Origin of the sequence: Metapseudomonas boanensis, from assembly GCF_018704125.1 — a bacterium.
Taxonomy (GTDB): domain Bacteria; phylum Pseudomonadota; class Gammaproteobacteria; order Pseudomonadales; family Pseudomonadaceae; genus Metapseudomonas; species Metapseudomonas boanensis.
In genome coordinates this window covers 313,803-338,716 of sequence record NZ_JAGTIS010000001.1, presented here as the reverse complement: position 1 = coordinate 338,716, position 24,914 = coordinate 313,803, and the positions used below count along the sequence as shown (strand labels likewise).

Genomic DNA, 24,914 nt, shown 5'->3' with positions numbered 1-24,914 from the left:
GTCTGACACTCAGCCCGCACGTTTGCTGGGCTACCCCTTCCATATTCGAGGATGCACTTATGAAATCCATGAAAGCCTTGTTCGTTGTTGCCGCCCTGACTGCTTCGTCCTTCGCCGTGGCCGCTGGTGGTGGTGATCGGACCGTGGCTCGTGCTGACAAGCTCGCGCAGGCGTCGATGGAAACCTACCGTTTGGAGCAGCAAAAGGCCGAGTCGTCGGTCGCTGAGAAAGCCAAATCGGTTGAGCATGCCAACTGCTAAGTCGGGTCGCGTTGGCCAACCTTACAGAAATGTAATCAACTGAAAAGTTAGGATATGGCAGTTTGTATGCTCGCGGCGGCGTGCCTCAAGGATGGCGACCGCGGGCAAGCCCTCTAGGGTGTAGGAGTCACCTGGTGCGGCAGCCTCAACGCGTTGGTTTTTCAGCGCTGGCTCCTTTGACTCATTGGATATACACGGCATGCATTGCAAAACCTCAAGGCGCACCTTCGTCAAGGGCCTGGCCGCCGGCGGCATTCTGGGCGGGCTGGGCCTTTGGCGTACTCCTGTCTGGGCGGTGACCAGCCCTGGTCAGCCCACTGTGCTGAGCGGCACCGAATTCGACCTGTTCATTGGTGAAAGCCCAGTGAACATCACGGGCTCCGCGCGTACGGCCATGACGATCAATGGCACCATTCCTGGTCCGATTCTGCGTTGGCGCGAAGGCGATACCGTCACTCTGCGCGTGCGCAACCGCCTGAGCGAAGACACCTCCATTCACTGGCACGGCATCATCCTGCCGGCCAACATGGACGGTGTGCCGGGCTTGAGCTTCCATGGCATCGCCCCGGATGGGATGTATGAGTACAAGTTCAAGGTCCACCAGAACGGCACCTACTGGTACCACAGTCACTCCGGGTTTCAGGAGCAGATCGGCGTCTACGGCCCCATCGTGATCGAACCGAAGGAACCCGAATCCTTCCAGTACGACCGCGACTATGTGGTGATGCTGAGTGACTGGACCGACGAAAATCCGGCACGCGTCCTGGCCAAACTGAAGAAACAGTCGGACTACTACAACTTCCACAAGCGCACCGTTGGCGACTTCATCAACGATGTGAGCGAGAAAGGCTGGGCTGCCACCGTGGCGGACCGAAAGATGTGGGCTGAAATGAAGATGAGCCCCACTGATCTCGCCGACGTCAGTGGCTACACCTACACCTACCTGATGAACGGCCAGGCGCCGGATGGCAACTGGACCGGCCTGTTCAAACCGGGCGAAAAGATTCGTCTGCGCTTCATCAACGGCTCAGGCATGAGTTACTTCGACGTGCGCATCCCTGGGCTGAAGATGACCGTGGTGGCCGCCGACGGCCAGTACGTCAAGCCGGTGAGCGTCGACGAATTCCGTATCGCCGTGGCGGAGACTTACGACGTCATCGTCGAACCGACCAGCGAACAGGCTTACACCATTTTCGCTCAGTCCATGGATCGGACTGGCTATGCCCGTGGTACCCTGGCCGTGCGTGAGGGCCTGAGCGCTGCAGTGCCTGAGATCGATCCCCGTCCCTTGATCGGCATGGGTGACATGGGCATGGACCATGGCAGCATGGCCGGCATGGATCACGGCAGCATGGCAGGGATGGACCACAGCGGCATGCAGGACGACATGGCCGGCATGGACCATAGCCAGATGCAAGGCATGGATCACAGCGCCATGCAAGGCGATATGGCTGGCATGGATCACAGCAAGATGGCTGGCATGGACCACAGCGGGATGCAGGGCGATATGGCCGGAATGGACCATGGCAGCATGGGTGGTCAGATGCAGGCCCACCCGGCATCCGAGACCAACAGCCCGTTGGTCGACATGCAGACCATGACCCCGACCCACAAGCTGGACGATCCAGGCATTGGCTTGCGCAACAACGGCCGCCGTGTACTCACCTATTCCGACCTGCGAAGCACTTTCATCGATCCGGATGGCCGCGAGCCCGGGCGCACCGTTGAACTGCACCTCACGGGCCACATGGAGAAATTCGCCTGGTCCTTCGACGGCATCAAGTTCTCCGATGCCGAACCGTTGCGCCTCAAGTATGGCGAGCGTGTCCGCATCACCCTGGTGAACGACACCATGATGACTCACCCCATTCACCTTCACGGCATGTGGAGTGACCTGGAGGATGAGAACGGTAACTTCATGGTGCGCAAGCACACCATCGACATGCCCCCAGGCTCCAAACGCAGCTACCGCGTGACCGCGGACGCTCTGGGCCGCTGGGCTTACCACTGCCACCTGCTGTTCCACATGGAAATGGGCATGTTCCGCGAAGTCCGTGTGGACGAATGAGGGAACTTTCAATGAACGAAATTATGAAGTGCAAGACGTTAATGGGCAGTGCGTTGGCCGTTGGTCTGACCGCCGCGTTGATGGTTCCGGCAGCCCTGGCTGGTGAAGACTATGCCCACCAGCAGAAAGGTCAGGCAGCCCAGGCGCAGATGGACCATAGCCAGATGCAAGGCATGGACCACAGCAGGATGAACCATGACCAGATGCAAGGCATGGATCACAGCCAGATGAAGGACCACGGCTCGATGAAGCACGAGTACAACGCGAACAAGGCTAAAGCGAGCCAGGACCATGATCAGTAGGGTTTCAGCTCCATCCGCCCTAGCGCTGCTGGTCTCGTTCAGCGCCCTGAATGCCGGCCTGGCGAGCGCGGCCGAGGAAATGGATCACAGCAAGATGAGCCATGGCCAGATGCAGGGCATGGATCACAGCAAGATGAACCAGGGTTCGGCGGAGACGGTCCCCACCACGACCAGCCGGACGCCTATTCCAGTCCTGACCGATGCCGATCGTGAGGCGGCCTTCCCACCGCTGCCGGGACACGGCATTCATGACAGCAAGGCCAACACCTTCTTCCTGCTCGACCAATTGGAGTATCAGGACGCCGACGAGGGCAGCGTGCTCAGTTGGGATGCTTCTGGCTGGATTGGTGGAGACATCGATCGCCTATGGCTGCGGTCGGAAGGTGAGCGTACTAACGGAGTGACTGAAGAGGCCGAAGTTCAGGCGCTCTGGGGGCACTCCATTGGCCCGTGGTGGGATGTCGTCACCGGTATTCGACAGGACTTCAAACCCGGGTCGCCACAAACCTGGGGTGCCTTCGGCCTCCAAGGCATGGCGCTCTACGCGTTCGAGGCCGAAGCTACCGCCTTCGTTGGCGAAAATGGCCAGACCGCCGCGCGACTGGAAGGCGACTACGACATTCTGCTGACCAATCGGCTGATCCTGCAGCCGACCGCAGAAGCAAATTTCTACGGCAAGAACGATCACGAGCGTGGCGTTGGCTCAGGCCTGGCCAACACCGAAGTCGGTCTGCGCCTGCGCTACGAAATTGTCCGCGAGTTTGCTCCGTATATCGGTGTCACGTGGAGCCGTTCCTACGGCAACACCGCCGACATGCTGCGCGACGATGGTGAGGACGTAGAAGAGGCACGCTTTGTTGCCGGTATCCGGATGTGGTTTTGAGAACCTGACATGAAAAGAACAATTAAGACGTTAGCCATTGCGAGCACTGTGGGTTTTGTTGGAATCATGGGCGTGGCGTATTTCGGCCTGGTCAATGTTGGCGCCGATGATCCGCATCTCGCTCCTGTTCACGCCTTTCTGACTATGGCCCGGGAGCGTTCGATCGAAGTGCGGGCGCGGGATCTCGAAGTGCCGAATCTGGAGGACGACGCGCTGATTCGCGCCGGCGCCGGCAACTACAACTCCATGTGCATCGGTTGCCACCTTGCTCCCGGCGTGGCTCAGACCGAGTTGAGCCAGAGTCTCTATCCAGCACCGCCGAACCTGACCAAGGTCGGCATTGACGGTAGCCCACAAAGTACGTTCTGGATCATCAAGCATGGCATCAAAGCCACGGGCATGCCGGCCTGGGGTAAGAGCATGGGTGACCAATACATCTGGGGCATGGTTGCGTTCCTTCAGAAGCTTCCTTCCCTGGACGCAGAGCAGTACCGCACGCTAGTGGCCAGCAGCGCTGGCCATCAGCACGGTGGCGGCGAAACCCAGATGCACAACCACGAAGGCCAGCACGGCGACAACGTGTCCGCGGGTGGCAGCCATCATGATGGCGCGGGCAAAGATCATCATGGCGGTGAGGCGGCGAGCCAGGCAGGCAATGATCACCATGGCACTGGACAGGCTGCTGAAGATCACCACGCCGGTGAGTCGGCCAGCCAGCAAGCGGATCATCATGCGGCTGAACCGACCGCCCAGGGTGGTACCGGTCACCATGGTGACGAAGAAGGCGAGGCTAACCGCCGCAAGATGGAGCAGGCGCAAGGCGACGCAGCGCCGGCGCCGAAAACCCACACCCATGCCGATGGCAAAGAGCACGTCCATGAAAGCTAGGTCTCATCGAGTGTTGCGATTCGTCGCGCTGGCCTCTCTGTTCATGGTTTCCGCCGCCCAAGCAGCGGAAGCTTTGACGGTTGATGTCCACCGCAGCGCCAGTTGCGGCTGCTGCAAGAAATGGGTGGAACACCTGGAAGCCAACGGCTTCAAGGTGATTGATCATGTCGAGTCGGATATGGCCTCGGTCAAGCAGCGCCTCGGCGTTGCTCCACGGCTGGCGTCCTGCCATACGGCGGTGATCGATGGTAAATTCATCGAGGGTCATGTCCCGACTGCGCAAGTCGTCGAACTCAGCAAGCGCTCTGATCTGCGAGGCATTGCCGTACCGGGGATGCCGGCTGGTTCTCCCGGAATGGAAGTGGGCGGGAAACAAGACGCCTACCAGGTCATTGGTTTGACCCAGGCCGGCACCGACCAGGTAATCGCCGACTACCCCGCCAAGTAACTTCAAATCCGAGCGGCACGTCCGGCCAGCCATCAGGTTGGCCGGCGTTTCCTTTTTTGCTCCCCATCGCCCCGCGGCAGCGCTGTTCTAGACTCTAAGTGGAGTGCTCGATGTTCCATGATGAGTTCAGGATTCAGCGGAAGATCGGCACAGCAACAACATTGTCTCAGAGGCTCTGCAGCCAATGTCGCAGCCAGTGTTCCGTTGCTCAGAGAACGATAGTGCAGCCCTGGTTCAGGCTTCAGGACGCTGGCTCCGTGTCCTCTACGGCAGATCTTTTCGCATGCACGACCAAGGGAGCCAGTTGGCCTCGAGAACACCAGCCAAGTTGCTTCAGGGTGTCATGGTCGTCGCCTTGCTTTCGCCTTCCGCGCTGGCTACCGGGGCGACAGACAGCATCTCGCCAGCGCGTGCAGCTGCTGATGACCTGCAACGGGTGGCTATCGTCGGTGGCAGCTATTTCTTCCAGCCTGACCATGTCGTTGTCAAAGCGGGCCGCCCCTTAGAGCTGGCCGTGCGGGTGGAAGCCGGCATCATCCCGCACCGGTTCGTCTTGGAAACCGCCGACGGAGGATCCCTGGCGGATGTGCCGATTAATGAGACGACGAAGGTTCTGCGCTTTGAATTGCCGGCAGGGAAATACCTGTTCCAATGCCCCAATCGGCTGCTGTTCTTCAAGAGTCATCGCGAGCGCGGTATGGCCGGAGTGCTTGAGGTCAAGGAGTAGCCAGTGCGATGGAGTGTTCTGCTCATTGCGCTACTTATCGGTGAAGCCATGGCTGACCCACTTGCCGACGCGGTCATTCGCTTCCAGGAGCTGAGCACCTATAAAGCCACTGTGCGCTCGATGGCGGCTGACGGCGAGCGGCAGGTCATCCGGTATTTCTTCCGTAAGCCCGGGTGGGTCAGGATGGAGTTCGCTGAACCCCACAGGGGCGTCGTACTGATCTACGATCCCGAGGCGCGCCGTATCCGCCTCTGGCCATTCGGCCTGAATCATGCCTTGGTGCTCCCCCTGGCCCCGGACAATCCCTTGATGCGTAGCCCCCGCGGCCACCGGGTCGATCGCTCCGATGTGGGCGCCTTGCTGGACACTCTCGTCGCGTTACGTGCACGTGGCAACGTAGTCGCCCTGGGCGCTGCCGACGTGTCTGGGCATCCTGCAGTTGGCATCGAGATTGTCGGCGCAGCCTCTATCAGCGTTGCCGGCGTTCATCGCTTTCAAGTCTGGCTGGCACACGACAGTTTGTTCCCGCTAAGGGTCAAGAGCTTTGACGCAGAGAACAAGCTGATGGAGACCGTTGACCTGACCGACGTGGCGATCGGCATCCGATTCTCCGAGAACTTTTTCACCCCTTGAACGGGCGGATTGAGCATGGGCGGACGGGATTGTTATCACTACCACCTGGTCACGCGATGGCAGCTCAATGCCCCCCTCGAATCCGTGTGGGATGCGATCTACAACGCCGAAGCTTGGCCGACCTGGTGGCCAGGTGTTCAGTGCGTTGAGACCCTGGACCGCGGCGATGCTGACGGCCTGGGGGCTCGGCAGCGCTTTGTATGGCAAAGCGCGCTGCCTTACCGTTTGGCCTTTGTCACCCGGGTGACCCGGGTGGAACGTCTGCGCCTGCTGGAGGGGCGGGTTGAAGGAGACCTCGAAGGAATCGGCTGCTGGCATTTCAGCCAAGAAGCTGGATTAACCACAGTGTGTTTCGACTGGCAGGTGCGTACCACCGAACGTTGGATGAACCTGCTCAGCCCGATGGCCGAACCCATCTTTCGCTGGAACCACGACGCCATCATGTGCAAAGGCGGCATAGGCCTGGCCAAACACCTGCATACGCGACTGCAAACGTCGGCCACACGGTCCCACCATGCAACTGGCGGGCTGGGGCGTGGTGGCGGTCGGAAGATGAAGCCCCTCAGCCTGCGTGGTCCTCTGCATGCGCAACCATCGCACGTGGTCGCGGGGTTGACGGGCATTACTGCAGGCACTTTGGCGACCGCAGTGCAAATGCTCTTGTGGTGGATGGGTGGCACGTCGATGCTACCGACGCTGCTACGAGATGCCCAGCTAACCGCAGCGATCGTCCTGGGCCCTTCGATTCTGGCGACCGTTCCCGCGTGGCGCTGGGACATCCTGACGGTCGCGACACTGATTCATTTCGGCCTGTCCATCCTCTACGCCGCCATCGCCATGCTCTTCGCCTACCGCCCCGCCACTCCAGTCGCCCTTGTGGTAGGCGGACTCTATGGCGTACTGCTGTACGGCCTCAACTTGCATGCATTTACCGAACTCTATCCCTGGTTCACGCAAGCGCGGGGCCGGGACACCTGGCTGACTCATGTGATTTTCGGGATGGCCTTGATCGGCGGATGCAGGCTCTTTGAGCCTCAGGCAACGTAGAGGACCAACCGCCCGCAGGGCATTCGGCAGTGAGCTTGTTGCGTCGTTCAACGTGGCCGTATGAGCAGGTCCGTGGCGCAACAGGGTTTAGACCGTCGTCGCTCCAGCTGAGCTTTCGGACGGACAAAAAAGAGGCGCCCGCCGGCACCGAGGATTACCTCCAAGGGAGCACAATGGACATAATGGTGATGGATCTGGATGAACACCTTGCGAGCCGTTCACCCAAGTGCCGCTTACAGCACTTCAAGCGGGTATTCGACGATCAGCCGGAACTCATCCAAGTCCGACTCAAAGTCGGTTGCTCGCGTGGTGGCTTGGCGGATACGGAAGGACAGGTCCTTGAGCGAGCCACTTTGGACTACATACTTGGCCTCGATATTCCGTTCCCAGCGTTTCTGATTGGTGAACGGATCGCCATTGGCATCCCGGCGCATGTAGACGGCGTTAGCGTTGGTGTCATCCGCGTCCCAGCCCTGCGCATAGCCGCTTTAGATGTTGTTGTTGAAGCTGCCGAGGAGCTGTTTGCCCTCATCGACAGCCTTGTAGTAATTGAAGCCACCGATCAGCGCCACATTATCGGCCAGTGCATGGCTCAACGAGGGTCGGGTAAAGCAGGGGTGTTACCACCCCTGCCTCCCCTGAGAACCGTACTTGAGAGTCTCCCCTCATACGGCTCAAGCCTTCCAACAGCCTGAATAAGACCGGGCTACCAGACGACGCGCTCTTCGGCGCTCAAGGTAAAACGTCCATGCCGGATCAAACGGGTTCGCTGCGCTGCGTATCTTGATATGCCGCACAATCGGAACACTGGCGGCGGCAAAAAGCCAAACCGGTTGGTTCATGCCGCGTGTTTTTTCCTTGGAAGCAAAAAACCAGTGCCGTTGACCCACGGTACGAAAGTATCGCTGTTTCACCCAATGGGCACTTTTCATAGGGTGCCGGCGGACAGCCCAGCGCCATAACACCTGCCAAATTCGATGGTCGATCCACGCGAAGCGCTTAGCCGCGACCAAATGACGATGATACATAGCCCATCCCCGGATCACCGGGTTGAGGGTCAAGATCAGGTTCGCCTGCGTCGCCGCCTTGTTTCCGTTCGTGATTTCCCGAACCTTATCCAACAGCGCTTTCACACTCTTGCGAGCCGGAGTGATGAGCAGCTTGCCGGCGTACTTGCGTACGTTCTGGCCGAGAAAATCGAAGCCTTGTGAGATATGCGTGATGTGAGTCTTTTCATCTGAGAGTTCCAGGCCACGCTGTTTCAGGAAGGCCTCGATGGCGGGGCGAACCTGATGTTGCAGTACAGCTTGCGTGGCGCCGGTCATGATGAAAACATCCGCATACCGTACAATGTGTATTTTGAATGGCTGACGCTGGCGTGCTGTTGCAGCCACGCTTGCGTAGACGACCTCTTCCAGTCCATCCAACGTCCAGTTCGCCAGTACCGGAGAGATGATTCCCCCTTGCGGGGTTCCCGCCTCCGTTGCGAACAAGGCTCCCTGATCGACATACCCCGCTCGAAGCCATTTACGCAGAATCGATTTATCCATGGGCACGTTGGTGAGCAGCCAGTCGTGGCTGATGTTGTCGAAACGGCCGCGAATATCTCCTTCGAGCACCCAATGCGCTGAGCTGCGTTTCGCCAGAACGTCGAAGCAATAAGCGATGGCGTCGGCCGTTGACCGGTGCGGTCGGAATCCATATGAGTTGGGGTCTGCACGCGTTTCGGCAACAGGCTCAATAGCCAGTTTCCATAGTGCCTGCATGGCACGATCCTGCATCGTCGGAATTCCCAGCGGACGCTGCTTGCCATTGCTTTTGGGTATGTAGATGCGCCTCAGCGGTTGGGGACGGTAGCCCCGATGCTGTAACGCGTGTGCTCCCTTGAATTTGGCTTCTGGCGTTGACCATATCTGGCCGTCAACACCCGGTGTTCTCTTGCCTCTATTCTCCGTCACTCGTTTCACGGCCAACATCTTGCCGCTGTACGAGCGAGTCAGCAGTCGCTGCAAGGCTTGCACCTTGCCCCACCTGCCTTCTCGTGTTGCCTTGGCGATACGTACCTGGAGTCGTTTCACTTGCGCCTCGATCTGGCTCCAGCAGTGGGGCCAGGCTGATGCGAAGTTCGAAGGTGCACCAGTGCTACCCGCTGCCAGAGCATGGGGTAGGAACACTGTCATCTGCTTCCCTCCATACAACGGTTGATCAGGTTATTTCGCCATGGAAGACCGCGTGGAAGTCTGCTCGCTTTCGCGCCAAGTGATCTTTCAACCTGTATTCACCCCATTACAGGGCGACCTTCGCTTTTTCCACATTCCTTTACCCGCAGCATCAACAGCTTGCTTTACAGCGCACCTGCCGAAATCGGCAACGCTACGGGCCTACCCTGTTCCGCATGGATTTCCGAACGGGTCGGGCTCCTCGACTTCGCCGACGGCACCACATCCACGAGGGGCTATCGGTAAGAGCCCCTGCCTGGCCGCACACCTTTTTGGTACAAGCCTGTCAGCATCTTTGGCTTGGCTATTATGACGACGTTTATATGAGGTTCACGTGTGTTAGCCGTACCCGTTCATCCCTAGCCCCTCTCCGCCTTGATGCTGGCAGATTCGGTCTGGCCTCGCGGTTCGACCTACCGAGGTATCGGCGGTTACATTGTCCCCAGAGCTTCAGACCCAGCTGTTACCGGCCACGCCTGTCTGGGTAGGGAACGAGTGGTGGAACAATCGGTTCCGTCGGGCGTTAACCTGTGGAACAGAAATCCATGCGACTTTCAGGTCGCACTGCCGAAGTAATACTGGTTCCAGGCATCCTTGAGGCGACTGGTGTAGAGGCTGACGGCAACGTTGTCATTTACTGTGTAATCACCGCCGAAGTAGGCAATCCACGGCGAGTCCACCGCGCCGGCGTAGAAGGTCGCAAAACCATCCCGCATGCTGCTGGAGTTGGGCTGCCTCATCGCATGCAGGCGCCCCCCCCTGCAGGGTCAGTCCATCGATGCTGGTGTTGGCCAGGGTGATCCCCCGGAAGCTTTCCGAGAGCAGGCGCGAATCGCCGTATTGCACCACTGGCGTCACCGGGAACACATCACCGGCTTTGATGACGGTATCCATGTAGCGGGCCTTAACCGCACCCCCGACCTTGGAGTAATCATCCTCGGGCTGACCAGCGCTGTTGTAGGGCATGACTTCAACCAAACCGCCGGCACCGGATCGGCCGTCACCCGAGTCGAGCTTGATCCCCAGCATGGCGAAGGCATCAACCCCAGCCCCACGGTGCCCTCGGTGAAGCCGGACTCGAACCGTCCGATGATCCCGTGGGCCCACTCTTCGGAAAAGCCGTTACCGGTGCGACTCGACTGTCCTTTGCGGAAATCGCGATTGAAGTAAAGGTTGCGGTTGAGGATGGTGAGGCTGCTGCCCTCAATGAAGCCTTCTGGTTTTGGCTCATCGGCCATTGCGCCGTGCCCAACGCCGATACCCAACGCAATGAGCGATAGGCCAAGGCTCTTGTTGTTCATTTGTACTCCTGGCGTGATTGGCAGTTCTTCTGTTACTGGATTCTTATTAAGAACAGGTGGTGCGCTAACTCCGCTGATACGCACCACGGCCATAGTTCCACACGCCAACTAAGACGAGGATGACTTCAAAATTAATTTTCTGTCAGCAAAAAGCCAGAAAGCCAGAAAGCCAAGCTCAAAGTATCTCGATGTTATTCATTTATCAGCCGCCATGGGGACAGCCAAAGCCTTGGACGCGATACTCAATGGTGTGCAATTCGCCTTGGGGGGGGCATCATAAGTCATGCGCGCTGGCACTACGCCGCAGGCACTGCTGCTGGGCGTGACGCTGACCACCTTGGCGATGTCCAATTTCATCCCATACTTGTAGTGGTTTACTGCCGGTTCCGCTTTGCCTTGCGTTTCAGCATACTGCGCCATGGCCTTCTCATTGGACTGGAGCATTCTGCCAAATACCCGGTCGGCACCGCCTTCAGCCATTGCGAAGGAGGAAACTGCCAGAAGCGATATCGCCATAACTGTTTGGATTGTTTTCATTCCGCTCACCTTAATGCCGGCATACCCACTGGAAGGGTAGAAAATCTACCTATCATCAAGCTGAGACGAAAATTACATTTTGGTAAGTGCCATGTCAGAAATAGGCAGATGCCGGGACTTAGCGGCAATCCGCAGGGATACTTACCCTTCTTGGAGGCGGCAGATTGCAACTCGATCAAAATTGGAAGTAAATCGAAATAAAATTAGAACTAGAACTGCAGGGGGAGCTACTCCCTCCTGCAGTTGTGTTCCCTCACTTAAGGTTGTACAGAAACTGCTTGCCAATTGTTCAGGTGAAGGCGTAGGTGCCGACGCCGCATCAGGCAGTAGGCGGCCGGTAGGGCGAACAACGACAGCAAAGGTGCAGTTACCATGCCGCCGACCATCGGCGCGGCGATACGGCTCATGATCTCACTGCCGGTGCCGCTGCCCCAGAGGATCGGCAGCAGGCCGGCGATGATCACCGCCACCGTCATGGCCTTCGGTCGCACACGCTGCACGGCGCCTTCGCGAATCGCCGCGAGCAGACCCTCCTCAGTAACTTCTCCGGCATCTTCGCGTTCGGCCCAGGCATTCTTCAGGTAGAGCAGCATGATCACGCCGAACTCGGCGGCGACGCCGGCCAGAGCAATGAATCCAACACCGGTGGCCACCGATAGGTTGTAGCCAAGCACGTAGAGGAACCACATCCCTCCGGTCAGGGCGAAGGGCAAGGTGGCCATGATCAGCAAGGCCTCGTCGAACCGGGCAAATGTCAGGTAAAGCAGGACGAAGATGATCGCCAGTGTGGCCGGCACCACCAGCTTGAGCCGGGCATTGGCCCGTTCGAGAAACTCAAACTGCCCCGAGTAGGTGAGGCTCATCCTCGGTTTCAGCTCGACCTGTTCGCTGACGACCTTGCGCAGGTCGGCCACCACCGAGGCGATATCCCGACCACGCACGTCGATATACACCCAGCCGGAGGGCCGGGCATTTTCGCTTTTCAGCATGGGTGGACCGTCGGTGGTCTTGATCCTGGCCACCATGCCCAGGGTGATTTGCAGGCCCTGCGGAGTGAAGATCGGCAGCTTCTCCAGAGCCTCTGGCGAATCCCGCCACTCCCGTGGGTAGCGCACGCTGATCGGGAAGCGCGCCAGACCTTCGATGGTTTCGCCGATGTTCTCGCCGCCGATGGCACTGGCCACGATGGACTGGACGTCAGCGATGTTTAGTCCATAGCGCGCGGCGGCCTGGCGGTCGATGTCGACATCGACGTAACGTCCGCCGGTGAGGCGCTCGGCCAGCGCCGAGCTGACACCTGGTACCGTCTTGGCGACCTGTTCCACCGCCTGGGTAACAGCATCGATGTGCGCCAGGTTGGGCCCGGCAACCTTAACCCCAATCGGGCTCTTGATCCCGGTGGCGAGCATGTCGATACGGTTGCGGATCGGTGGAATCCAGATGTTGGTCAGTCCCGGTACTTTCACCACCCGGTCCAGTTCTTCCACCAGCTTTTCCGGAGTCATGCCAGCGCGCCATTCTTCGCGCGGCTTGAACTGGATAGTGGTCTCGAACATCTCCAATGGCGCCGGGTCGGTGGCCGTCTCGGCACGGCCCGCCTTGCCAAAGACGTGTTTGACTTCCGGTACGGTCTTGATCAAGCGATCGGTCACCTGCAGCAACTGACTGGCCTTCTGTGCGGACAGGCCCGGCAGTGCCGAGGGCATGTAGAGCAAGTCGCCTTCGTCCAGCGGTGGGAGGAACTCACCGCCCAACCGCGAGATCGGCCACAAGGCGCTGACAAAGACCACTGCAGCCACCGCCAAGGTCAGTTTAGGATTGCGTAGCACCCACTCCAGTGCGGGCTCGTAAATTCGGATCAGCCAGCGGTTCAGCGGGTTCTGCTCTTCCTTGGGAATGCGCCCACGAATCCAATAGCCCATCAGCACCGGAACCAAGGTCACCGACAGCCCGGCAGCTGTCGCCATGGCGTAGGTCTTGGTGAAGGCCAATGGTCCGAACAGGCGGCCCTCCTGCGCCTCCAGGGTGAACACCGGGATAAAGGACAGGGTGATGATCAGCAGGCAGAAGAACAGCGCCGGCCCGACCTCGGCGGCGGCATCGGTCATCACGTGCCAGTGATGCTGGCCCTTGAGCTCCTCGCCTGGGTGTTTGGCATGCCACGCCTCAATCTTCTTGTGGGCGTTCTCAATCATCACCACCGCGGCGTCCACCATGGCGCCGATGGCAATGGCGATCCCGCCCAGGGACATGATGTCGGCGTTGATCCCTTGCTTCTGCATGATGATGAAGGCGATGAGCACGCCGATCGGTAGAGAGATGATCGCCACCAGCGAGGAGCGCAGGTGCCAGAGGAACACTGCACAGACCAAAGCGACCACGATGAACTCCAGCAGCAGCTTGTGGCTGAGGTTTGTCACCGCGCGATCAATCAACAGGCTACGGTCGTAGGTAGTCACGATTTCCACGCCGGCCGGCAGGCTTTTCCGAAGCTCGTCCAACTTGGATTTCACTGCTGAGATGGTCTCGCGAGCGTTCTTACCACTGCGCAAGATAACCACGCCGCCGACCGTCTCGCCCTGGCCATCCAACTCGGTAATTCCGCGACGCATCTCCGGCCCTTGCTGAATGGTTGCCACGTCTCCGAGGGTGACCGGTACACTGCCGTTGACGAGTTTGAGCGGCACGGCGCGGAAATCGTCCAGCGATTTCAGGTAGCCGGTGGCGCGCACCATGTATTCGGCTTCAGCCAGGGTCAGCACGGCGCCCCCGGTTTCCTGGTTGGCCTTGCCGATGGCCTCGATCACTGCATCCTGGGTGATGCCCTGACTGGCCAGACGCACAGGGTCGAGCACCACCTGGTATTGCTTGACCATGCCACCCACAGTGGCCACCTCAGCGACGTTGGACAGGGTCTTCAGTTCAAACTTGAGGAACCAGTCCTGCAAAGCGCGCAATTGCGCCAGGTCGTGCCTGCCGCTTCGGTCCACCAGGGCGTACTGGAAGATCCAACCAACCCCAGTGGCATCCGGACCCAGCGCAGGTTTCGCAGTGGCCGGCAGGCGGCTCTGGATCTGGCTGAGGTATTCCAACACGCGGGAACGGGCCCAGTACAAGTCGGTGCCATCCTCGAAAATCACATAAACGAAGCTGTCCCCGAAGAAAGAATAGCCCCGCACCGTTTTCGCCCCCGGGACCGAAAGCATGGTGGTCGCTAGCGGATAGGTGACCTGGTTCTCGACAATTTGTGGCGCCTGGCCCGGATAAGGTGTGCGGATGATCACCTGGACGTCGGAGAGGTCGGGCAGCGCATCCATCGGTATGTTCTGCACCGACCAGACGCCCCAAGCGGTGGCGAACAGGGTGGCCAGTATGACCAGGAAGCGGTTGGCGACCGACCACCGAATCAGCGCGGCAATCATGGCTGGCCTCCGAGCTTCTCCACGCGCTCGACCACCAGACCACTGTCGGTCTGGTGCACCGTAACACGGACCTTGTCACCAGCCTTGATGCCAACCATCAGGGTGGGATCGGCCAGCGGGTAGGCCATGGTCATGCCCGGCATGCCCACTGTCTCGAATGGCCCATGGGCCAGGGTAATGCTGGCAGCGTCGATCGCCATGACCTGCGCTTCGGCTTCGTCCCGCACGGGGTCGGCAGTGGAAGTTGGTTTGCTTTCGGTGGGCGCGGTCAGGCCCTTGAGGCTAGCCTCGGAATCAAGCAGGAATTGCCCGGAAGCGACCACCTGCTGGCCCTCCGTGAGCCCTTGGGTCACCACGATGCGGCCGGCGCTCTCCGGCCCCAGCCGGACCTCCACCGGCCGGTAGCGCCCGCCGTCCTCGGCGAGCATGACCAAAGCGCGGCGGCCCGTGCGCATGACAGCTTCGCTGGATACCCACAGGACGCTCTGCGCGGTGGAACGATTCAAACGGACCTGTGCCGTCAGGCCGGGGCGCAGGCGGCCATCGGGATTGGGCAATTCAACCCGTACCCGCAGCGTGCGGCTGTCCGGGTTGGTTTCCGGCAGAATCGCATCGACTGTCCCGGCGAGCACTTCGCCAGGAAAGGCCGGCAGGCGTGCTTCAACCGACTGGCCTTGCGCAATCGAGCCAGCATCTGATTCCGGGACGGCAAGGCTCAGCCAGACGCTGCTCAGACCGTTGATCCGGGCCAGATTGGTGCCGGCCGCCACCGTCATGCCGGTGCGCACATCCAGTTCCTGGATGACGCCACTAATCGGACTGCTCAACGTCAGAATCGGTCGGGACTTGCCGCTGCGTTCGACCTGGCTGATCAGTGCCGCCGGCATGCCCAGGAGTTGCAGGCGCTGACGTGCTGCTGCCAACAGGGCGGCATCGCCACTGTGTTTCAGCGCACGGAACTCTTCCTGGGCGGCGGCCCAGTCCGGGATCAGCAGGTCCACCAGCGGAGCCCCGGCCTTGAGTACATCCCCTGGCGCCCTGGCGTAGACCCGCTCGACGAAGCCGCCAGCACGTGCCTGGACCACCGCAACCTCACGTTCGTTTAGGGCCAGCACACCGACCACATCCAGGCTATTGGCAAGGGGGCCGCGAGTGACGGTGGCCAGTCGCAGGCCCAGGTTCTGCGTCAGCCTGGGGTCGATGCTAATGGCGGTACTGTCGGCGGCTTCGTCGGCATACTTGGGCATCAATTCCATGTCCATGAAGGGCGACTTACCCGGCTTGTCGAACTTCTGCTGCGGGCTCATGGGGTCGTACCAGTACAGCACCTTTCGTCCGTCCTGAGCGGCAGTGGCGTGCTCGGCTGTCGCGTTGGAAGCGTCGTCCATGCCGGAGGAGGCGTACCAGTAACCGCCTGCTAACCCCAAGGCGATCGAGAGGCCGCTCAGCAGCGCACCTTTCCAGAATTGTGCGCTCATTGGTGACTCTCCCCGTAGGTGAAATGGAGCCTGGCGCCGGTCAGGGCAAGCTGTCCCTCGACGTCGATGTGATTCAGACGTGCCTCAATCAGCTCGCGGCGCGCCGCAATAACGGAAGACAGGTCACCTGTGCCAGCGCGGTAGCTGGCCGTGGTCAGGTCGACCTTCTCTTTCGCCAGCGGCAGCAGGCTGTCCTGGCTGCGACGGACCGAGCGGTTCAGGCGCTCGTATTCAGCAAGGTCCGCTTCCAGTTGCTGGGCGCTTTCCCGCGTACGAACTTCGCGCTCGGCCTCCAGTTGGTTGAGCTCGGCACGGCGGGCAGCGATCGTGGGGTTCTGCCGGGCCCCTGAAAACAGCGGTAGGTCGAAGGTGAACTCCACGCTCACCATGTCGCCAAACTCACGGGCCCGGCGTTGGTAATCGACCTCCCAGCTCCAGTCGGGCTTCTTCTCCGCCTCTGCCTCTCGCACTTTGGCTTCCGCCTCGCCGGTGATGTGCGCATAAGCCGCCAGCTCAGGATTGCGCTCCAGCTTGCCGGCATATTCCGAGGCCGCAATCGGCCAGACTGGCAGTTCGCCGACCAAAGGCTCGTCCGCGGCCGTGCCGATCCAGCGGCGCAGTGCAGCGCGTGCCGCGGTCTGCTGACGAACCAATTCATCCTCCTGCTCGGCGAGTTGGGCCGCCTCTTGTTTAGCGGTCACCGCATCCGCTGCCTGGGCACGTCCCCCGGCAATTTGCGCGTTCACCGTGGTGACCAGGAGCCGATTCTCCCGGAACAACTCGCCAAAGAGCGCTTGCTTGCGCTCCACCGAATAACGGGTGATCCAGGCTTCAGCTGTGCCCTGGCGAACCTTCAGACGCTCGATGCGGCCATCCGCAGCCGCGCGATCGACGGCCGCATTGGCGACCTCACTGCGGGCCCGACGCTTGTCGCCGTTGGGCATTTCTTGCATGACCCCAACCATCTGCATGGTCATGAAGTCTTCCTTGAGGGTCCAGCGGTCGGGGCCGCCGACGGGGTAGTTCTGCACGCCGAGGATCAATTTTGGGTCCGGCAGTTCACCGGCAGGGATGGCAGCACTGCTGGCGGCTTGCAGTTTGTACGTCTGGGCGGCGAGAGATGGAGCGTTGTCCTCGGCCAGCCGCAAGGCTTCGTCGAGGGTCAAGTCGGCGGCGTGGCTGGGTACGCCAATTACAGATGCCAACACGGCGGCGATTGGCCAACCGGTGCAATAGCGTGTGGGGTTCATCGTCACGATTCCTGTGAAGCTCCGCTGCGCGGCGTGCGGCACGAACGGAAATTAGCTGCGCCGCGTGAGTGGCGTGGCAGTCAGTAGGGAACAGGAATCAAACTCGGGGGGGATGCCAGATGCTGGATGGCGTTCGCTCAGGCAGGAAATCACTGCTAGAGGTCGTTGCTACGGGGAAAGCCAGGTCCACAACAGGCTTCAGGAATCTCACCTGCAGGATGCTGACGGTCTTGCATTCCAGACCAGGCTTGCAGGGTTTTCCATGGTCGGAAGGTGCGCCCATGTCGTGGCAGCAGTCCTGATCCATATCCACCATCTTCGCCATGCCTGCCGTTTTCATCGGGCACGGCTCTGACGTCGACTGAACGCCCGCCATCCCGCTAAAGGGAAGCGCGAAGCTGAGCAGGACGAGCAGACACAGTCGCAGGTAGCGGTTCATGCGAGGCAGTTTAGTCCGTGCTCCGAGAGCGAACAATTACGATTTTGCAAGGAAGGAAATCCAAATCGGGGAGTCTGAGCCCCAGACTCATACGTGTGGTCAGAAAACACTAGTCACTCGGACTCCGGCGCGTCGAGCATGTAGCCCATGCCTCGGACGGTATGAATCAGCTTGAGCCCAAATTCGTCGTCAATTTTCGCTCGCAATCTTCGGATCGTAACTTCGATGACGTTGGTGTCATTGTAGAAATTCATGTCCCAGACTTGGGAGGCGATCAACGATTTGGGGAGTACTTCGCCCCGCCGGCGTAGCAGTAACTCGAGCAATGAAAACTCTTTAGCGGTCAGATCAATCCGTTTTCCGCCGCGTGCTGTCCGACGCTTCAGCAGATCGACTTCAAGGTCGGCAATTTTCACAATTGCTTGTATGGGGGAGCGGTTTCGGCGGCGGAGCAATGTTCTGACTCGGGCCAGCAATTCGGAAAAGGTGAATGGCTTGCATAGGTAATCGTCCGCCACCGGTTCCAATCTTTTCCCCTGGTCGTCCTCACCGTCATGTGATGCCAGAAGAAGCACCGGAATGTCGTTACCTGTCGCTCGCACCATTCGCAGGACTTCCCAGCCATCAAGGACGGGTATCATCACGTCCAGAATTAACAGGTCATATGATTCGCTCAACGCATGCTGAAGCGCGTCGGTACCTGTCATGACTCGGTCTACATCGAATCCAGCTGCAGTGAGGCCCAGTTGTATGTACGTGCCTGATTTAGGTTCCTCTTCAGCGACCAGGAGTTTCATACGGGCATGTTCCGATTGCTAGGAACCTGAGTGTGCAACCAAATGCCCTACCCAACCACAAGCTTACAAAAATGTAATCTTGGCTTCAGGTTCCTGTCAGGAAACGCTGTCTAGGGTGCAAGCATGACTTATGAGTTGTGCACTTGATTGTCACGTGATGAGTGACCATCAAGCGACCACCCCTCGTTCGCGTTTAGCGCCCAGAGCAACTATGGATCGGGGTGGGCCGGAGAAGTGAACTCGGGTCGTCCCCTTTCTTGATACGCATCAAGCCTTAATAGGGCCAAAGACGCCTAAGCTGATTCAATGTTCTCAGTTGCACTCTATTCCACTCGAGGTTCGAATCATGGATCAGTCCAGTCGTCAAAGCGGGCGCCGAGCCGCTCTTCTGGAGGAGCAGGATTGGCAGTTCACCGATCATGCCGGCCGAAATCGGCATTTTCTACGTGGTCCGCAAACATTACGAACACCTGCTACAGGCATCGCCTTTTCCTGCTGCTGTGTCCGTCGATGCGCTTGTTTGGCTACAGACATGGTGAGCACTCCTACTCCGAATACACCGATGTTTCTAAGAGCGAGAACACAAAACAGGTCGCATGCAGACGTTTTCTAGGCATAGCGACCCTGCCCAACATTAAGGCCGTGTGCTGGCTCGACAGACGAGTAACAACGGTCATCATTCAACTTTTGAAAGGAAACCATCATGTCGAACCTTCGCAATGCGCTGATCGGGATGGGTATGGCTGTTGCCTCGTTGGGGGCGGTGGCACAAAGCGCAGACGAGCATGAGACACATCACCCGGCCGGCGCACCTGCAGCTGCGACTGCTGAGAAGGGGGCCACAGCCAAGCCCATGGGCAACGAGATGATGGCCTCGATGGACGAGCACATGAAGGCCATGCAAACCATGCATGAAAAGATGGCGGCAGCGAAGACGCCGGCGGAGCGTCAGGCCTTGATGGCCGAGCACATGAAGCTGATGAACGACGGCATGGCCATGATGAAGATGATGGGCAGTGGCATGCAGGGGATGGGGGGGATGCAAGGTGACAATGACATGAGTGGCGGTATGGTCGCGCGCCAGCAAATGATGGAAAAGCGTATGGACATGATGGAGTCCATGATGCAGATGATGCTGGACCGTATGCCATCTGCGCCGGCCAAGTGAGCCTCAAGCACGGTGGCTGAGAGTCTCTAGACTCAGAATGGAAAACTGGCGTAACCGACGGTGCCAAGCCCAATCAATCCGCAAAATGGGACAAGCGCATGACCTATTCCAAGCACCGCTACTGGCTCAACTGGCGCGTAGCCACGGTCCTGCTCATGTCGTGGCTGCTCACCGGCTGCGGCATCAACAACATCCCATCCTATGATGAGCAAGTGAAGGCTGCTTGGGCGCAGGTGGAGAACCAATATCAACGGCGTGCTGACTTGATTCCCAACTTGGTAGAAACGGTCAAGGGCTACGCACAGCAAGAGCGAGAAACCCTTACTGCTGTGATTGAGGCACGCGCCAAGGCAGCCTCCATCCAGGTAGATGCAAGCACGGTGGATGATCCGCAGAAGCTCAAGCAGTTCCAGCAGGCGCAGGATCAGTTGAGCGGCGCGCTGAGCCGGCTGCTGGTGGTGTCGGAGCGCTATCCGGACCTGAAGTCCAACCAGAACTTCCTTGCCCTGCAGTCCCAACTGGAAGGTACAGAAAATCGTATCGCTGTAGCGCGTCGTGACTTTATTGCGGCAGTTGAGCGCTACAACACGGAAATTCGGACATTCCCCGGGCGCATCTGGCATAGCCTGCTTTACAGCGACTTGCAGCTCCGCGAGAGCTTCGAGTCCACGGCGAAGGATGCGGAACAGGCTCCGCAAGTGAAGTTCTGATGTGGCGGGCGACAAGGCTTCTCCCATGGGTTTTTCTCTGCACTTTCCCCCTTGGCATGCTGGCAGAAGAGGTGGGATTTCCAGCACTGAGTGGCCGGGTCGTAGACCGTGCCGAATTGCTCGATAACCAGGCCGAGCTCAGCCTGGCACGGATGCTGGCGGCCCATGAGCAGGCAACCAGCGATCAAGTAGTGGTGGTTACTGTTCCAGATCTTCAAAGGCGCAGCATCGAAGATTTCGGCGTCGAATTGGGGCGCCGCTGGGGCATTGGTCAGAAGGGGAAGGACAATGGCGCACTGCTAATCGTCGCGCGGGACGAGCGCCAGATTCGCATTGAGGTTGGCTATGGCCTGGAAGGCCGCCTGACCGATGCCCAGTCATCGCTAATCATCAACAACATCATCAAGCCAGCCTTCAAACAGGGTGATTTTGCCCGAGGCATCAACGAGGGGGCTGCAGCGATGATCTGGGTGCTCGGTGGCAAACCACTGCAAGGCGAACAGGGTTTAATCGCTGATAACCAAGATGGCGAGGAGCCGTTGCCGGCGTTGTTAGTCATTCTGTTCGTCATCATCTTGACCTTCATCCGAAGAGGGCATGGCCGCAGTGCTTTGCTAGCGGGTGCGCTGCTCGGCGGCATGCGACATGGCAGGGGCCGAGGGGGTTTTGGTGGGAGAGGCGGAGGTTTTGGTGGCGGTGGAGCCTCCGGTGGTTGGTGACTCTGCGGAGAATTAATGAAACTACTGACTGAAAGTGAGCAGCAGCAGGTGGCTGCGGCGATTCAGCGGATCGAGCGTGATACCGACGCCGAACTTGTAACTGTGTTGGCGGCGCAGGCTGATGACTATGCCTATATCCCCTTGCTCTGGGCCGGACTGATCGCCTTGCTGCTGCCCGGCTCAGTAAACATCGTTGGAGGTTGGCTGAACGCGGGAAATCTGCTGTTAGTGCAATGGGCAACCTTCATTAGCTGTGGCTTGCTGTTTCGCGTGCCCGCTATCACAACCCGGCTAATCCCTCGCTCAGTACGTTATTGGCGTGCCAGCAACCTGGCTCGGCGGCAGTTTATTGAACTTAACCTGCATAACACAGAGGCGGAGAGCGGCATGTTGATCTTCGTTTCGGAAGCCGAGCGCTATGTGGAGATTCTGGTGGACCGGGGGATTTCCAGCCGTCTGGATGATTCCACCTGGCAGGCCATTGTTGAGACTTTCACCAACCAAGTGAAGCGTGGTGAGACACTGCAGGGGTTCCTCACCTGCATCGAGACGTGCGGCGTACTACTCAAAGAGCACCTACCAGCCACGCATGAACGTAACGAGCTACCCAACCGCCTAGTGATTCTGTCATAGGTTGCGCCGCCCCCCCCCCCGGCTCCAGGTCTCGCCGATCAGGTCTGGCTTGTGGATCAGAAGGCAGGTAGCTCGCCACGTACCAAACGTGAGGAAGTACACTCGATGTCCGAGAGCCGTGCATGTACAAGACTCTGTACCGCTTGGCGCATGGCCAAGGTCAAGCGCCCGCGGCACGCCAGTTCGATCGCAACCAGCGCTGGGCGCTCAACCGGCTGGCCAATGCGCGATAGTAGTTGCACCGTGGCCTCTTCCACGCCCTCGATCTCGGCAATGACGGCGCGTGCTATTTCCCATGCGAGTGCGTTGTACAGCTTGCCGACATGGGACACCGGATTTTTCCCTGCCACTGCCTCAAGTGACATGCTGCGGCAAGGGGTGATCAGCCCGTTCATGCGGTTGCCTCGGCCGACCTCGCCGTCGTCACCCTGCTCTGAACTTAACCCGGAAACGGTCAGGTAAATCCCATCCACGGTGCTCGCATGCGCATCGTCGAGCGTATTAATGGCAAGATCACAAGGGCTCGTCAGGGTCGAGAGTAAATGCTCCCTGATAGCCTCCTTGACTGCGAAGTACCCTGCTGCATCGGGAATCTCCCGGTCGACGAGTGCCAACGCGACGGTGAACGCCAACCTTCCGCCAACCCGTGCTGCCATGACCTTGTAGTCGTCGCCCGCCGCCGGAAATCGCACTTGAAACGCTGCCGAGTGCAATAGCGTCCCAAGTTGCAGCACATTTTTTTCGAGGGTCGAGTAGGGAGCGAAACCGACTCCGAATGAGGTGTCGTTAGCAAGGGCGCGGGACGTCCCGCGCACGAAAGCCTGCTGCAGATTAGGGCTCCCAGTACGCACCGCACATTCGATTTCGAATAACGCCGGATCACAGCGCACGTTTTGAGACAGATAGCGGTATGCGACGTCCCTTACCAGCTCAGACAGCCAAGTATCAGGCAAGGGACTGGCTCGACCGCTTATGATCAGGCGCATCGGTTTCAGCACCTGTCCGCCGCCAAAGCGCGGCAGGCTTTGGCCGCCAATCAACAAGGCCTTGTCGACGTTGTAATGCAGGATGTGTCCAAAGGCTTGCAGATACGCTCGGTTGAGAGCCAGCGACACAGCCTCCGCGACACCATCACACAAGCTATCCGGATGACCGATGCCCTTGTGTTCGCACATCTCGAACGCGCGCGCTTGAAACGATTCGTGCTTAGTGATCACCAACTCCATGTCGTTCATGACCTCTCCTGTGCGTCAACCATTGTGGGTTAGCCGCGAGGGCTGATATGCAACGGCTCTCGGCGGTTATGAATCTCCGTCAGAGTCTCCCTGAACGGGATATTCCACGCGCCAGGCGCAGGGTGAACCACAACGCCAACGCATAGCCCGCCGCCGCGAGCAACGGTATCTCCCCAAGCCGTGGTCCGATGGAATTCAGCATCAACAGCGAAGCGGCGATATAGAGACCTAGCGTCACGAGCGCCAAGGCCACGCGGTTGCTGGCGCGATCGATATGTCCTTCGAGGTGCTCCATTCCATGATGCTGCAGCCGAATCTCAAGACCATTGGCGCGTAGGCGATGGATCAAGGCGCCGAGCTCGGCTGGCAGTTCCTGCGCGCCGGAGGCCATTTCGAAGCGCAACCGGCTCCATCCGGTTTCGGCGCCGACGGCGGCGGTGGCTTTGAGCACGGCCTCGGCCTTGGCGAGCAAGCCTCCCAACAGATTGAACTCCGGATCGAGGCTGCGCACAGCGTTCTCCATCAGTGCCATTGCGCGCATCAGGACCAGCAAATTGTGCGGGAGACGCATATGGCGCCCCTGCCCAAGGCGTGCGACGCGCAAGAACACTTCCGCGAGCGACCACTCCTTGAGCGGCAGCCCGGCATATTCTTCGATTATCTCCTGCAGGCCCTGGCGGAATTCCTCGCGTTTCAAATCGCCCTCGAGCAACCCCAGTTCCACGGCAGCATCAAGCAGCCATTCGCCGTCTTGATGCACGAAGGCCAGCAGGAACGCTGCGAGATGGCGTCGTATCCGCGGATTCAGCACCCCGACGATGCCAAAGTCGTGAAAGCAGAGTTTCCCGCTCTCCATGACGAACAAATTGCCCGGATGTGGATCGCCATGAAACACACCCATGACGAATACCTGCTGGAGATAAGCCTCCACGAACGCCTGCGCCAGCCGTGCGCCGTCTTCCCCGATCGTTGGATCGTCCACACGCCGCCCGCTACTCATTTCCTGCACCAATACCGACTCTGAATAGAGTCCGTCGATCAGGGCTGGCACGTGCACGGTGGCGGAGTCCTGGAAGGCTCCGACGAAATGCTCGATCTGGTGCGCCTCCTTGCGAAAGTCCGTCTCCTTTCGCAGGTTGGTCCAGATCTCGTCGATGATCGTGAGTGGCTCATAGCGTCGCAGCCACGGTGAAAGTGTGAGCAGCACCTGCATCACCGTCCGCAGCAATCGCATGTCGCGATCGATCTCAGTCTTGATGCCAGGTCGCCGGATTTTTACGATGACCCAACGGCCGTCGCACATCCTTGCCTTATGCACCTGCGCAATCGAGGCTGCCGCCAGTGGACGTAGTTCGAATTCGGCAAACAGTTCGGCTATAGGCTTGCCTAAGGCGGTCTCCACTTCGCGAGCTGCAACATCGTTGGCAAACGGCCCGACCCGATCCTGCAGGTTTTGCAGCTCGTGGATGTATTCCTCTGGCAGCAGATCGCGGTGCAGACTCAAACCTTGACCGAGCTTGACGAACGCGGTGCCCAGTCGCTCGAGGGTGCAACGCAACCGTTGCGCGGGCGTCATCGTGACACGTCGCAGGTGGAGACGCACCAACAGCCACCAGAACAGATAGGAACCGATGGTGTAGGTGACCTGGAGCAGTCTTCTCAAACCGGACATGATGTTTCCTCAACCACGCCCCGCCGCTACCGAGCACGCTCTTTTTTCAGCCGGTACGTGGTATCGCCATAATCTTGA

At 59.3% G+C, this 24,914-nt stretch carries 21 protein-coding genes and 3 pseudogenes; 13 read left to right on the top strand and 11 right to left on the bottom strand.

Going from position 1 to position 24,914, the window contains the following annotated elements; translation table 11 throughout:
• The first annotated feature begins 59 nt into the window (after window positions 1-59).
• From J7302_RS01580 to J7302_RS01540, 9 genes are all read left to right on the top strand, one after another.
• Window positions 60-260 (top strand): co-regulatory protein PtrA N-terminal domain-containing protein, encoded by a 201-nt coding sequence (locus J7302_RS01580; RefSeq protein WP_215369428.1) that lies wholly within the window; start codon window positions 60-62, stop codon window positions 258-260.
• Window positions 261-459: 199 nt separating this feature from the next.
• A complete protein-coding gene (locus J7302_RS01575; RefSeq protein ID WP_215369419.1) occupies window positions 460-2,328 on the top strand; it encodes a copper resistance system multicopper oxidase in 1,869 nt (622 codons plus the stop codon).
• 11 nt (window positions 2,329-2,339) lie between these two features.
• The gene (locus tag J7302_RS01570) at window positions 2,340-2,630 is read left to right on the top strand and encodes a hypothetical protein (RefSeq protein ID WP_215369416.1); all 291 of its coding nucleotides are present in this window, start codon (window positions 2,340-2,342) and stop codon (window positions 2,628-2,630) included.
• Window positions 2,620-3,513 carry a copper resistance protein B gene (locus J7302_RS01565; RefSeq protein WP_215369414.1) on the top strand — a complete coding sequence of 298 codons (894 nt, stop codon included), beginning with the start codon at window positions 2,620-2,622 and terminating at the stop codon, window positions 3,511-3,513. The genes J7302_RS01570 and J7302_RS01565 overlap by 11 nt, the downstream gene beginning before the upstream one ends.
• A gap of 9 nt (window positions 3,514-3,522) precedes the next feature.
• Window positions 3,523-4,401 (top strand): c-type cytochrome, encoded by an 879-nt coding sequence (locus J7302_RS01560; RefSeq protein WP_215369411.1) that lies wholly within the window; start codon window positions 3,523-3,525, stop codon window positions 4,399-4,401.
• Window positions 4,402-4,444: 43 nt separating this feature from the next.
• Entirely contained in the window at window positions 4,445-4,849 is a 405-nt protein-coding gene (locus J7302_RS01555; protein WP_394359067.1) for a DUF411 domain-containing protein, read from the top strand.
• Window positions 4,850-5,132: 283 nt separating this feature from the next.
• A complete protein-coding gene (locus J7302_RS01550) occupies window positions 5,133-5,576 on the top strand; it encodes a cupredoxin domain-containing protein (RefSeq protein ID WP_215369408.1) in 444 nt (147 codons plus the stop codon).
• 3 nt (window positions 5,577-5,579) lie between these two features.
• Window positions 5,580-6,209 carry a LolA family protein gene (locus J7302_RS01545; RefSeq protein WP_349814415.1) on the top strand — a complete coding sequence of 210 codons (630 nt, stop codon included), beginning with the start codon at window positions 5,580-5,582 and terminating at the stop codon, window positions 6,207-6,209.
• Window positions 6,210-6,224: 15 nt separating this feature from the next.
• Window positions 6,225-7,256 (top strand): SRPBCC family protein, encoded by a 1,032-nt coding sequence (locus J7302_RS01540; protein ID WP_215369397.1) that lies wholly within the window; start codon window positions 6,225-6,227, stop codon window positions 7,254-7,256.
• 233 nt (window positions 7,257-7,489) lie between these two features.
• Here the strand turns inward: J7302_RS01540 and J7302_RS26760 are convergent.
• From J7302_RS26760 to J7302_RS01495, 9 genes and pseudogenes are all read right to left on the bottom strand, one after another.
• Window positions 7,490-7,855, bottom strand: a pseudogene (locus J7302_RS26760) (OprD family outer membrane porin); the annotation flags it as partial.
• Between the two features lie 75 nt (window positions 7,856-7,930).
• Window positions 7,931-9,436 carry a group II intron reverse transcriptase/maturase gene (ltrA, locus tag J7302_RS01530; protein WP_215369394.1) on the bottom strand — a complete coding sequence of 502 codons (1,506 nt, stop codon included), beginning with the start codon at window positions 9,434-9,436 and terminating at the stop codon, window positions 7,931-7,933.
• Window positions 9,437-10,035: 599 nt separating this feature from the next.
• Window positions 10,036-10,776, bottom strand: a pseudogene (locus tag J7302_RS01525) (OprD family outer membrane porin); the annotation flags it as partial.
• 202 nt (window positions 10,777-10,978) lie between these two features.
• Window positions 10,979-11,313, bottom strand: a pseudogene (locus J7302_RS01520) (DUF2790 domain-containing protein).
• 257 nt (window positions 11,314-11,570) lie between these two features.
• A complete protein-coding gene (locus J7302_RS01515; protein ID WP_215369391.1) occupies window positions 11,571-14,735 on the bottom strand; it encodes an efflux RND transporter permease subunit in 3,165 nt (1,054 codons plus the stop codon).
• Window positions 14,732-16,213 (bottom strand): efflux RND transporter periplasmic adaptor subunit, encoded by a 1,482-nt coding sequence (locus J7302_RS01510; RefSeq protein WP_215369388.1) that lies wholly within the window; start codon window positions 16,211-16,213, stop codon window positions 14,732-14,734. The genes J7302_RS01515 and J7302_RS01510 overlap by 4 nt, the downstream gene beginning before the upstream one ends.
• Complete coding sequence (locus J7302_RS01505; protein WP_215369384.1) at window positions 16,210-17,463, bottom strand: TolC family protein; 1,254 nt, start codon at window positions 17,461-17,463, stop codon at window positions 16,210-16,212. The genes J7302_RS01510 and J7302_RS01505 overlap by 4 nt, the downstream gene beginning before the upstream one ends.
• Window positions 17,464-17,560: 97 nt before the next feature.
• On the bottom strand, window positions 17,561-17,902 hold the full coding sequence (locus J7302_RS01500; protein ID WP_215369381.1) for a hypothetical protein: 342 nt from the start codon (window positions 17,900-17,902) through the stop codon (window positions 17,561-17,563).
• A 113-nt stretch (window positions 17,903-18,015) separates the two neighbouring features.
• Window positions 18,016-18,699, bottom strand: coding sequence for a heavy metal response regulator transcription factor (locus J7302_RS01495; protein ID WP_215369379.1), 684 nt, complete (start codon window positions 18,697-18,699; stop codon window positions 18,016-18,018).
• A gap of 703 nt (window positions 18,700-19,402) precedes the next feature.
• Here J7302_RS01495 and J7302_RS01490 point away from each other — a divergent pair.
• From J7302_RS01490 to J7302_RS01475, 4 genes are all read left to right on the top strand, one after another.
• The gene (locus J7302_RS01490) at window positions 19,403-19,867 is read left to right on the top strand and encodes a hypothetical protein (RefSeq protein WP_215369371.1); all 465 of its coding nucleotides are present in this window, start codon (window positions 19,403-19,405) and stop codon (window positions 19,865-19,867) included.
• A gap of 98 nt (window positions 19,868-19,965) precedes the next feature.
• Window positions 19,966-20,577, top strand: coding sequence for a LemA family protein (locus J7302_RS01485; protein ID WP_215369369.1), 612 nt, complete (start codon window positions 19,966-19,968; stop codon window positions 20,575-20,577).
• 56 nt (window positions 20,578-20,633) lie between these two features.
• Entirely contained in the window at window positions 20,634-21,296 is a 663-nt protein-coding gene (locus J7302_RS01480; RefSeq protein WP_394359062.1) for a TPM domain-containing protein, read from the top strand.
• Window positions 21,297-21,311: 15 nt separating this feature from the next.
• Window positions 21,312-21,929, top strand: a complete 618-nt coding sequence (locus J7302_RS01475; RefSeq protein ID WP_215369364.1) for a TPM domain-containing protein — start codon at window positions 21,312-21,314, stop codon at window positions 21,927-21,929.
• Window positions 21,930-21,985: 56 nt separating this feature from the next.
• On the opposite strand, the gene J7302_RS01470 is transcribed toward J7302_RS01475, so the two are convergent.
• Together J7302_RS01470 and J7302_RS01465 are read right to left on the bottom strand one after the other, a co-directional pair.
• Window positions 21,986-23,164, bottom strand: a complete 1,179-nt coding sequence (locus J7302_RS01470) for a methionine adenosyltransferase (protein WP_215369346.1) — start codon at window positions 23,162-23,164, stop codon at window positions 21,986-21,988.
• Window positions 23,165-23,243: 79 nt separating this feature from the next.
• On the bottom strand, window positions 23,244-24,836 hold the full coding sequence (locus tag J7302_RS01465) for an ABC1 kinase family protein (RefSeq protein ID WP_215369338.1): 1,593 nt from the start codon (window positions 24,834-24,836) through the stop codon (window positions 23,244-23,246).
• Window positions 24,837-24,914: the final 78 nt, after the last annotated feature.